Here is a 10,685-nt window from a genome sequence, read left to right on the forward strand (position 1 = left end):
GGCCTGCCAGCGATGGTCGTTAACGATAACGCGGGTGAACTGGATAAACGCGGCGCACTTGAGTCCATCGCCAGCAGGCTGGCTCCTACAGTAGTTCCCCGGGAATGCGTAAAGAATCTTTTTTTCGACAGGACGTCACTCATGCAACGGATTGTTATTCTGGGCAATGCCGGCAGCGGCAAATCCACCCTCGCCCGCACCCTCGGCAAGCATCTGGGGCTGCCCGTGGTGCACCTCGATACCTTGTTCTGGGAGCCCGGCTGGATCGAACCCGATGCTGAGCAGTTCCGCGCGCGGGTCAGCGCAGCGATCGCAGCGGATAGCTGGATTTGTGAAGGCAACTATGCCCGGCGCACCTTCGACCTGCGCCTGCCCCGGGCCGACCTGATCATCTGGCTCGATACGCCGCGACTCACCTGCTTCGCCCGGGTGATCCTGCGCAGCCTCATGAACCGTCCTCGCCCTGACCTTGCAGCCGGCTGCGCAGAGAAGCTCGACCGGGCGTTCCTGACGTTCCTTGGGTTCGTGTGGAATTTCGATCGAGGTTACCGCCCGGGTATCGAAGCGGTGCGCCTGGCCATGGGCCCGCGTATTCCCGTGGTGCATTTGCGCAATAGCCAGCAGATTGCGGCCTTTCTCCATGGCTTGCCCGCCATGCCTCAAACCTGCCTTGAATAGAGGGGCGGCGACATCCGTCATCCGAGGTGATGCCTCGCGCCCCGAAACCGACTCGATTCGACGTTACCCATGATTCCACAGCGACATCGTGGACTTGTCATGAAATGAAAAGAAATTGTCGTCGAATGAATGGCCGTCGACCTCCCCCCTCCATAAATTCCTCTCCGGGCCCGCACGCGTTGAATCCCGCGATCTGAAGGCGGGCCCGTGCTGGTTTACAGGCTCAACATCATAATAATAATCCGAGGGGTCGCATCGTATGCGCGTGAATTTGCCCGTAACCGAGCATGAAAGAGTATTTCCCGCCGAACAACGATTGATCTCCACGACCGATCTCGATAGCCGGATCACCTACTGCAACGAGGCCTTTGTTGCCATCAGCGGTTTCACCTACGACGAGTTGGTGGGCCAGCCCCATAACCTGGTTCGACACCCCGACATGCCTCCCGGGGTATTCATTCACATGTGGCACACCATCAAGCAAGGCAAACCCTGGATGGGCATTGTGAAAAACCGCGCGAAAAATGGTGATTTCTATTGGGTCAGTGCCTACGTCACGCCCATCCATGAAAACGGACGCCTGAGTGGCTACGAGTCGGTTCGTTCGCTGCCCAGCCGCGACCAGGTCCGTCGGGCTGCAGCACTCTATGCACGGATGCGGGCCGGCAAGCCCATCGTTTCCCTGAAAACGCGAATTTCCCGGCCGCTGCAACACGGCTGGCCGTTGCTGATCGCTGGCGCAGTTTCATTGCTCGCCGAGCAGTGGCTGCCCAATACGGCGGCACAGGGGCTGATGGTGGCGAGTCTGTGTATGGCCTGGTACCTGATCGAGTCCCGGCATCGCAGGGCCATCGAGCGCACCCTGGCCGAGCATCCGAAAGCCTTTTCCGATCCTTTGGTCGCGCTCACCTACAGCGACAACCATGGTCCCCAAGGTCGCCTGGACATGGCCATGGTCAGTGAGGAAGCGCGTTTGCAGACCGCCCTGAGCCGACTCGTCGATGCCGGGGTCAATGTCAAGGCCAAGGCCGCGCAGTCATCCGAACTCTCCGGATCGCAAGCACAGTCGCTTGATCGTCAGCGCAGTGAAACCGATCAGTCAGCCGCCGCCATCTCACAGATGGCCGCCACCATCCAGGAAGTCACCCAAAACGTCATCAGCACCGCGCATGCTGCATCGCAGGCCGACCAGTTGACGCGTGACGGCAGTGAGCTGGCCCGGCAAAGCCTGAGCGCCATGGAAACCATGCATGAGGCGGTCAACGAGATCGGCAAGGCGGTCAACGCATTGGCCAGTGAAACGCAATCGATCGGCAGTGTCGTGGATGTCATCACCTCCATTGCCGAACAGACCAACCTGCTGGCGCTCAATGCGGCCATCGAGGCGGCCCGGGCCGGTGAGCAAGGTCGCGGTTTTGCCGTGGTTGCCGACGAGGTGCGCTCCCTTGCACAACGCACTCGCACCTCCACCGAACAGATCCACGGCATCATTGCTTCGCTGTACGACGGTGCCGATCGCGCAGTGTCCACGGCCAGCCGTGGCGAGCAGATCTCCCGCGAAAGCATGCAGCGTGTCGAGGCGGTGCAGTCGGCGCTGGTCGGCATCAGTCAGGCCGTCACCCGGATTACCGGGATGAGCCAGCAGATGGCCTCGGCGTCTGAAGAACAAAGTCACGTGGCTGAAGACATCAATCAGCAGATCACGCGTATTGCCCAACTCTGTGATCACAGCGCCGGGCAGGCCAAACAAGGCGCCGCGATCAGCCAGGATCTTGAGGTCATGGCCGACTACCTGCACAGCCTGGCCGAGCGTTTTAACCGATAGTGGCGACAGGGCGATTCCTGCTTGGGCATGGTCCTCGCCCATTGATGCGGCTCCGAACCCATTGCATCACCTGTGGCGAGGGAGCTTGCTCCCGTTGGGGTGCGTAGCGCCCCCAAAAAGAGGGACTGCTGCGCAGTCCAGCGGGAGCAAGCTCCCTCGCCACAGGTTTGCAAGATGCCGCTAAGGCAATGCATAGACCCTGAACAGTCTCTTCACGGTAAGGTTGCTCCCGCCCAGATACTGGTCGTAGGCCTTTTCCACAAAGCCCGAGTAATAGGCTTCACTCAGGGCCGTATCGACCAGCAGGCGGAAGTCTTCGTCGTTGCGATCGACCATCATCGCCACCGGCGAGTACTCGAAGATGCGGTCCAGGATCATCAGGTTCTGCGCCGCACCTCCCTTGGCGACTTCATTTCGCAGCAGCATGCGTTCGGAGAAGAAGGCATCGGCCTTGCCCTCGGCGACCAGCTTGACGCCCTCGTCGTTGTTGGCCACGGTCACCAGCGAGGCGATCACGTTGAGCAGGCGCATCCGCTCGCGAATCCAGTCTTCGGTCACCCCGCCCTCGAGGGTCGCGTAGGTCTGGTTGGCCAGGCCGTTGTTGATGCTGGCACGCCAGGTCGGGCCGGCATTCGCGACCTTGCCATTGAGCACATTGAGCAAGGGTTCAGGCGCATCCTTGCGTACCACGACCGAGAGGCCGGCGGTGTAGATCGGGATGGAGTAGCTGATCATCTTGCGCCGTTCCAGGGTAGGCGCTGTCGGCGTGCAGAGGATATCCACCTTGCCCTGGCTGACGGCACTGACCTGGTCCGCAACCGTGACCGGCTGGTAGTGCACTTGCAGGTCGGACAGGCCCAGCTCGCTCTTGAGCTTGTCAGCGACTTTCAGGCACAGGTCGATGGCGTAACCGCTGGCCTTGTCGCCTTCCTGCTTGCTGAAGGGCGCCAGGTCAGGCAAGTAACCCAGGTTAAAGGTGTGGCTGCTGCGCACGCGTTCCAGGGTGTTGGCGCCGGCTACCAGCGGCAGCGTCAAGAGTGCGAAGGTAAGCAGCAGTCTGGTGGTTGTGGCAAATGGTACGTTCATGTCCGGTTTCCCCGTATGCAGATGTCTGTGCAGTCCTGATGGCTACGCCTGAGGATTTGCGGCCCTGGCCTGATTGGTCACTGGCACTTCGGTGAAGCGCTTGGCGAGGAATCCGTAGAGCAGGTAGCCGACAGCGAGTACCAGGGTGCCGCCCATCACTGCGTCCTTGCCGCAGGCATACAGGGCATACAGGGAGTACGTGACGGCAATCAGCAAGACCACCACGTTACGCGTGCGAATCGCTGACGAGACCCCGGCCTTGTGCATGATCACCAGCAGGCCGGTCAGCGCAGTGATATAGGGGATCAGGTTGGTGACCGCGGCCAGGCTGACCAGCTTGCTGAACTGCGCGGCGGCGTCGGGCGAGATGGTCGACAGGGCCATGAGGGTTTGCAGCACGCCGCAGACGATCATGCCGACGACGGGCGCATTCATCGAGTTGACCTTGCTGAACAGCTTGAGGAACAGGTTCTGGTCAGCCGTCATTTTCGCCGTTTGCGCCAGAGTGAATTGCCAGCCCAGCAGCGAGCCGACGCAGGCCATGACCGCCAGGGCCATGACGATATTGCCCACCATCGGATTGAATATCGTGGCGTATACCAGCGCGAAAGGCGCCGAAGACTTGGCCAGTTCGGCGTTGGGAATGATGCCCTGGATGACGGTGGTCGACAGCACATAGACCACGGCGGCACCGAGGGTCCCGAACAGGCAGGCCAGTGGCACATTGCGCTTGGGGTTTTCCACGGCATCGGTGGCCTGGGCCGCCGACTCCATGCCCAGGAAGGCCCACAGGGTCAGGGGAATGGCTTTGCTGATGGCTTCGGAAATCGGCAGGCTGTTGGGGTTCCAGGCGGCGGCCAGCACATCGGGCTTGAACCAGAACCAGCCGATGATGCTCAGGCCCGCGACCGGAATGATCACGCCCCACACCGTGAACGCACCGATCTTGCCGGTGATGCCCGGGCCGCCGAAGTTGGCGAAGGTGGTCAGCCAGATCAGCGAGATCGTGCCGATGCACAGTGGAATGGCACCCGTGCCGAGCCAGGGCACGAAGGCGGTCATGTAGCCCACCGCCGAAATGGCCACGGCCACGTTGGCGATGGCCAGGGAGAGAAAGTACAGGTACGAGCAGAGGAAAAAGCCCGACTTCGAATGGGCCTCTTCGGTGTAGGCGGACAAGCCGCCGGAACGCGAACAGAAGACCCCGCACTGGGCAAAACAGTAAGCGATAGCCATCGAGCCGATCGCGGTGAAGATCCATGACAGCAGCGAGACGGCACCCAGTTGAGCCATGTTGGTGGGCAACATGATGATGCCCGAGCCCATCATGTTGACCGTTACCAGCGTCGTGAGCCCCATCAGGCTCATTTTCTTGCTTGAATCAGCCATCGCAAACTCCTTGCCTTGTTCAGAGTCTTGAACCTGGGCCTGGCGACGTGCAGCACACGGCCGGACAGGGGCTAATGCTTAATCAGACCTTGAGCCTGTAAACGCATCGCATTTGCTGGCAGCGATTTTCAAAGCCTTCATGACCAGAATTTCTCGATCTGTCCGACGTTGAAGTTCCTGGGACGAGTATCTGGGGAGGCATCATGTCCCGGGGCCACGAGCGATTTCCCTATTGGGTATAGTTCAAATTTACAAACTGTTACTTCTTGCTGATTTTTTACTGGACCGCCTGGGCATGCTCATGGCGATCAGGCGCCCTCCTTGTCCGGGAATGCAGCACCCCACAGGTTGCCTCCAACCTGTGGGGTGCTGCTCATCCAGCCGTCAAGTGCGCCCGGCGGAACCTGTAACGGGCAGGTTCCCGAGCAATTTGAGCCCGGTGTTCTTCACGAAAGTGTCGTAGTCCATCGGCTTCTGGACACGGGTTTCAGCGTTGGGCAGTACGTAGGCCCAGGCCCGTTGGGACGAGGCGTCGTACACCAGCTTGAACAGGCGCGTTGGCACCCAGACCTGGTTGTCGCCGACGGTCGAGTGGCCTGGATCGAAGAGCGGACCGGTAAAGACGAACACGTTGCCATCGGCTCGCGTGGCAAACTTCCTGACATCCGACTCGACCTTGCTCCAGATCTTGCGGTTGTTGGTCGGGTCTTGCGGCACCATGTTCGACAGCGCAAAGGATTGGGCCATTGCCTTGGGGTTCGGTGCATCGGCTGCCGGGGATTGATGACCACGGTCCACGGCCGGATGCTGGCTGCGGTAGTCGCTCAACTCTGCACGCCCACCCTTGGGAATGCGTGGGTCCGGGTAGAACTGGTTGGTGCGCTCCTCCCCTTTGGCATCGCGCAACTGGGCCGCATTCAGGCGTTCAACCACCACCAGCGGGGTCTTGCTGGTTTGCGAGTACAGCACTGCGAAATTGTCGGAACACAATGCCAGGGGTTTCATGGAGGCAGGCACAGTGGCGGTGTTGATCGGTTTCGCTGCCGGGAACAGATCAGCACAGCCATCGAACGAGGCCTGTTTCTGTTTGCTTGAGTAGAGGTTCAGGGCCGCGCTCTGGCTGATCGAGCCTGAGCGGGACGCTTGTTCGTGTTGCGCGGCGGGTGGCTTGAGGAGGTCCAGCAGACTGCGGGCTTGCGCCCCGGGCGAGAGCAAAACAAGGGCCGACAGCCCAACTGCAATTTTGCGTAGGTACATGGGTCAGATCTTCGAAAGGAATTAAGGGGTAAACGTACGGCGAGTCCCGATTCACGGAACCGGGTGGAGGGGTTGCTGATTATGTGGCGGCGAGCATGCTTTCACTGTCCTTGATCAATTACCGATGCGGGGCCGGTCGGTTCGACCGCTGAGGGTCGTGCGGGGGTTATGGACCATGACCAGACCGGTTAGTGCAATGCCGCACTCGCCGGCCCTGTTATTGTGACGCTGGGGTGGATGACTTATCCAGCCCCCCTCGCTACCCTTTCGCACCCGGATGCCTGACCGCGATCAGGCCAGACCACATTCCATCCAGACGAACGAATAATGAAATCCTCCGCAGGTTTGCTGTTGTCGGGTATCGAGCTGGACCGTGCCAGTTCCACCCCCTTGTACCGCCAACTCTACTTGCAGATTCGCAAACAGATTCTCAGTGGCAGGCTTCAGGGCGGCGTGCGCCTGCCGTCCACGCGGACCCTGAGCAAGGAGCTCGAACTGTCGCGAATCAGCATTCTCAATGCGTTCGATCAACTGATTGCCGAAGGTTTCCTGACGTCGCGGACCGGGGCCGGGACTTACGTCGGCCATGAATGGGAAGGCCGCGGCATTGATGACGAGCAGCCGCGCCAGCCGCCTCGCCTGTCCGACCTCAGCCAGTCGATGCTGTCGTTGCGCAGCGATCATTTCCGTGGCGTGTCCTATGCCGGCTGGGCTACGGACAGCCCGACGTCATTCCTGCCCAGTCACAGTGCTTACGATGCGTTCCCGCAATCGGTCTGGAAGCGCCTGTTGAACCGCCACCTGCACAAGCCGACCAAGGCCATGCTCGGCTATGGCGAACTGCAGGGGTTGCTGGCCCTGCGCGAGGCGATTGCCGAGTACGTCTTCGATGCCCGCGGCATTGATTGCAGTGCCGAGCAGGTGGTCATCGTGTCCGGCGCCCAGCAAGCCTTCAACCTGCTGGGCATGCTGTTGCTCAATCCACAGGACAGCTTCTGGATGGAAGATCCGGGGCATATCGCGGCGCGCATTGCGCTCCAGGCCCAGGGTGGCCAGGTCGTGCCGTTGCGTATCGACGAACAGGGTATCGATGTCCGCCAAGGCCTGGCGTTGTGTCCTGACGCCCGCCTGGTGTTTACCACGCCGTCTCGCCAGCATCCCCTGGGCGTCACCATGAGTTATGGGCGACGCCAGGAGCTCATCGACTGGGCCGCGCAGAATCAAAGCTGGATCATCGAGGACGATTGCGACAGTGAGTTTCGCTACAACGGCCGCCCCCTGCCGGCACTCTATGCCATGGACCAGTGGGCCCGGGTCATCTACGCAGGGACCTTCAGCAAGGTGCTCTTTCCCTCGCTGCGACTGGGGTACGTGATACTGCCCAACGCCCTGGTCGAACCCTTCTGCACCCTGCGGGCCGTCATGGATCGCAGCCCGCCTACCCTGCTTCAGGCCGCCACCGCGGACTTCATGCGCGAGGGCCACTTCCTCGGCCATATCCGGCGCATGCGCGCCCTGTACCAGGCTCGCCAGCAGGCACTGGTCGAACAGCTGCAGGAACAACTGGGGACTTTCTTCAGAGTCACTCCGGTGGAAGCCGGCATGCACCTGATCGCCTGGTTACCCGCGCATCTCGATGACGATGCCCTGGCCAGGGCGCTCGACCAGCATGGCATTCACACCTATCCCCTGAGCGACTACTGCGTCGAACATGTCCTGCCGCCGGCGCTGCTGATCGGCTTTGCCAGCACCCCCGAAGACCAGGCCCAGGCGCGGGTCGAAGCGCTGGCCCAGGCCCTGGACAAAATGGGCTACCTGCAGCCGGCCACCTGACGCCGGGCAAGTGGTCTTATGATTTAACTGATAATGGATCTATCGAGAGTTCCTGACTGGCGCGATAAAGGCTGCGCCGGTAGACCCGGTGTCTGAACCAGGAACGACTCGAATGAACAATAAGATCCAGGAACGATTCAACGCCTTGCTCAGCCATAAGGCTGTCGAGGCCGAGGCCCCCCCGCTACTGACCGAGGCGCTGGCCCGCCAGTTGCTCGACCGACTTGGGCAACTGCGCCTGTTTGCCCATGCCTACCCCTTGCTGACCAACCTGACCCACGGCCGTGTCACCCCTGCCGACCTGCTGGACTTCGCCTATCGCCACGAACTCCAGGGCCTGAGCCTGCACCTGCTCGACGGTGAGGAAAACAGCCTGAGCCAAATGACCGCCGCGCAGCTCCAGGCGTTCGCGGCCAAGGCCAATGCCCTCGGGCTGGACGTGCATCTGGAAATCAGCAGCACCCTGAAAAAAGATGTCGATCAAGTGATCGCCATCGCCAAGGCGCTGGGCACCCGCAACATCCGTGTCTACTCACGCTACGAAGGGGCGCTGTCCCGGGTCATGGACGTGATCGAGTCCGACCTGCACTACCTCGCGCAACAGGCAGACGAGCACGACCTGTTCTTCGACTTCGAGCAGCACGAGGAACTCAAGAGCGGCGAGATCGCGCAACTGCTGAGCCGGCTGAACCACCCGCGCCTGCACGCCCTGTTCGACTTCGGCAACATGATCAATGCCTGCGAGCAGCCCCTGGCGGCCCTGCGCGCCCTGGCCCCGCACATACGCCAGACCCACCTCAAGGGTGTGCGCATCGTGCCTGAGCAAAACGGCTTCGGGCATTACGGCGTGCTGCAAGGCAGTGACGAAGACGACCTGCCCAGCGCACGCATGCTGTTCGAACTGCTGATGCTCGGCGAATCGACCCCGCAAGTGATCGCCTTCATTCTCGAGCAGGAAAACCACTACGTGGCCCCGGCGTTCCGCCAGTTCGACGAAGCCGCCGACCCGTTCATTGCGTACCGGGAAATGAGTGAAACAGCCCTGCCGCAAGGCTTCTCGCTGGAGCGAATGCTGGCCGATGAGCACCGCTGGGCAAACAACCAGGTCGCCTATGTACGAGGTCTGCTGGCCGAGTTCCGAACCCTGGCCGAGTTGACCCTGGCGCATTGCGCTGACGCCTGAACCTGAGGTGCCGAGCGGCACTGCCTACCCCAATACGCCTGGAGAACAATAATGACATCCCATGACAAGGCCAAATGGCTCAGATTCCTGATTCTCATCCTCGGTGGCGGCACCGTCTACAAGCTGGCGAGCCTCAAGGACGCCTTCTACATCCCCATGCAAGAATTCATGGGGCTGTCCCACACTGAAATCGGCGTGCTGCTGAGCGCCAACGCCATCGTCGCCACCGCGCTGTTCGTGGTGGGCGGCATGCTCGCCGACCGGTACGACACACGCAAGCTGATCCCCCTCGGCCTGATCGGTACCGGGGGCCTGGGGCTTTACCTGGCGACCTTTCCGCCGTTCAGCAATCTGCTGGTTGTGTTCTGCCTGCTGGCCGTGTGTGCCGACTGCTTCTTCTGGCCATCGCTGCTCAAGGCCATCCGCAACCTGGGTGACGATAAGGAACAGGGACGCCTGTTCGGCCTGCTCGAAGGCGGGCGTGGCGTCATTGATACCCTGGTCGCGTTTTCTGCGCTGGGCGTCTTCGTCGCCATGGGTTCCGGTGAAAACGGCTTGAAATCGGCGATCCTGTTCTACTCGGTCATCGACATTCTTGCCGGTACCCTGACCTGGCTGTTGCTCAAGAGCGGCAAAACCCAGTCGACCGTCAAGTCGAAGAACGGACTGTCGAACCTGCTCGAGGCCATCAAGGTGCCGGGCATCTGGCTGGTCAGCCTCAACGTGTTCATGGTCTACATCGTGTACTGCGGCCTGACCTATTTCATTCCCTACCTCAAGGACATGTACGAACTGCCCGTGGCCCTGGTGGGGGCTTACGGGATCATCAACCAGTACTTCCTCAAGATCCTCGGCGGCCCCGCTGGCGGCTTCATTGCCGACAAGCAGTTCAAGAGTTCCAGTCGTTATCTGAAGTGGGCATTCCTGGCGTTGTTGCCGCTGATGGGCGTCATCATGCTCATCCCGAAAAGCCCGGGTTACATCTACGCAGGCATGGCGGCCACCCTCTCCTTCGCGTTGATTGTATTTTCCATGCGCGGTGTGTTCTGGGCACCGATGGGTGAAGTCGGCATTCCCCAGCACATCACGGGCTCGGCCTTTGGCATTGGTTGCCTGATCGGCTATGCGCCGGGCATGTTCGCCTACGTCATCTATGGCGCGATACTCGACCACTTCCCGGGTCAACAAGGCTACAACTACGTCTTCTCGTTGATGAGCCTGCTGGCCGTTGTCGGGTTCATGGTATCGAGCCTGCTGTATCAAGCGGTGCGCAAGAACGCCACGGTCACTGGTGAGCTCAGCGCCGCGCAAGCCTGAACATAGGCCGGGTTTACCCAGTTCATACGCGTTATCGTTAACGACCATCGCTGGCAAGCCAGCTCCCACAAGGGGCCATGCCCACGCCGAAAACTGTAGGAGCCAGCCTGCTGGCGA

8 protein-coding genes and 1 pseudogene are annotated in these 10,685 nt (G+C 60.9%); 6 read left to right on the plus strand and 3 right to left on the minus strand.

Annotation, left to right across the window (positions count from 1 at the left end; translation table 11 throughout):
• Positions 1-141 precede the first annotated feature (141 nt).
• The 3 genes and pseudogenes from PMI26_RS04325 (at position 142) to PMI26_RS04320 (ending at position 2,503) form a co-directional block, all read left to right on the plus strand.
• Positions 142-678, plus strand: coding sequence for a hypothetical protein (locus PMI26_RS04325; protein WP_007979024.1), 537 nt, complete (start codon positions 142-144; stop codon positions 676-678).
• A gap of 259 nt (positions 679-937) precedes the next feature.
• A pseudogene (locus PMI26_RS32420) lies at positions 938-1,216 on the plus strand (PAS domain-containing protein); the annotation flags it as partial.
• A 255-nt stretch (positions 1,217-1,471) separates the two neighbouring features.
• Positions 1,472-2,503: a methyl-accepting chemotaxis protein gene (locus tag PMI26_RS04320; protein ID WP_443200853.1), complete on the plus strand. Its 1,032-nt coding sequence runs from the start codon at positions 1,472-1,474 to the stop codon at positions 2,501-2,503.
• 180 nt (positions 2,504-2,683) lie between these two features.
• Here PMI26_RS04320 and PMI26_RS04315 read toward each other — a convergent pair whose 3' ends face one another.
• The 3 genes from PMI26_RS04315 to PMI26_RS04305 form a co-directional block, all read right to left on the minus strand.
• The gene (locus PMI26_RS04315; RefSeq protein WP_007979028.1) at positions 2,684-3,589 is read right to left on the minus strand and encodes an amino acid ABC transporter substrate-binding protein; all 906 of its coding nucleotides are present in this window, start codon (positions 3,587-3,589) and stop codon (positions 2,684-2,686) included.
• A 42-nt stretch (positions 3,590-3,631) separates the two neighbouring features.
• Positions 3,632-4,978 (minus strand): putrescine-ornithine antiporter, encoded by a 1,347-nt coding sequence (gene potE, locus PMI26_RS04310; RefSeq protein WP_007979031.1) that lies wholly within the window; start codon positions 4,976-4,978, stop codon positions 3,632-3,634.
• A gap of 384 nt (positions 4,979-5,362) precedes the next feature.
• Positions 5,363-6,235, minus strand: a complete 873-nt coding sequence (locus PMI26_RS04305; RefSeq protein ID WP_007979033.1) for a DNA/RNA non-specific endonuclease — start codon at positions 6,233-6,235, stop codon at positions 5,363-5,365.
• A 327-nt stretch (positions 6,236-6,562) separates the two neighbouring features.
• Here PMI26_RS04305 and pdxR point away from each other — a divergent pair, with 327 nt between their 5' ends.
• The 3 genes from pdxR (at position 6,563) to PMI26_RS04290 (ending at position 10,568) form a co-directional block, all read left to right on the plus strand.
• Entirely contained in the window at positions 6,563-8,068 is a 1,506-nt protein-coding gene (gene pdxR, locus PMI26_RS04300) for a MocR-like pyridoxine biosynthesis transcription factor PdxR (protein ID WP_007979035.1), read from the plus strand.
• A 112-nt stretch (positions 8,069-8,180) separates the two neighbouring features.
• Positions 8,181-9,251, plus strand: a complete 1,071-nt coding sequence (locus tag PMI26_RS04295; protein WP_007979037.1) for a sugar phosphate isomerase/epimerase family protein — start codon at positions 8,181-8,183, stop codon at positions 9,249-9,251.
• Positions 9,252-9,302: 51 nt separating this feature from the next.
• The gene (locus PMI26_RS04290; protein WP_007979039.1) at positions 9,303-10,568 is read left to right on the plus strand and encodes an MFS transporter; all 1,266 of its coding nucleotides are present in this window, start codon (positions 9,303-9,305) and stop codon (positions 10,566-10,568) included.
• The last annotated feature ends 117 nt before the right edge of the window (positions 10,569-10,685 follow it).

Source organism: Pseudomonas sp. GM33, from assembly GCF_000282295.1.
GTDB classification, from domain to species: domain Bacteria; phylum Pseudomonadota; class Gammaproteobacteria; order Pseudomonadales; family Pseudomonadaceae; genus Aquipseudomonas; species Aquipseudomonas laurylsulfatiphila.

Excerpts from the sequence above, each read along its gene's own strand:
- PMI26_RS04325 (WP_007979024.1), top strand. The coding sequence starts at position 142 with ATGCAACGGATTGTTATTCTGGGCAATGCCGGCAGCGGCAAATCCACC.
- PMI26_RS04320 (WP_443200853.1), top strand. The coding sequence starts at position 1,472 with ATGGTGGCGAGTCTGTGTATGGCCTGGTACCTGATCGAGTCCCGGCAT.
- PMI26_RS04315 (WP_007979028.1), bottom strand. The coding sequence starts at position 3,589 with ATGAACGTACCATTTGCCACAACCACCAGACTGCTGCTTACCTTCGCA.
- potE (WP_007979031.1), bottom strand. The coding sequence starts at position 4,978 with ATGGCTGATTCAAGCAAGAAAATGAGCCTGATGGGGCTCACGACGCTG.
- PMI26_RS04305 (WP_007979033.1), bottom strand. The coding sequence starts at position 6,235 with ATGTACCTACGCAAAATTGCAGTTGGGCTGTCGGCCCTTGTTTTGCTC.
- pdxR (WP_007979035.1), top strand. The coding sequence starts at position 6,563 with ATGAAATCCTCCGCAGGTTTGCTGTTGTCGGGTATCGAGCTGGACCGT.
- PMI26_RS04295 (WP_007979037.1), top strand. The coding sequence starts at position 8,181 with ATGAACAATAAGATCCAGGAACGATTCAACGCCTTGCTCAGCCATAAG.
- PMI26_RS04290 (WP_007979039.1), top strand. The coding sequence starts at position 9,303 with ATGACATCCCATGACAAGGCCAAATGGCTCAGATTCCTGATTCTCATC.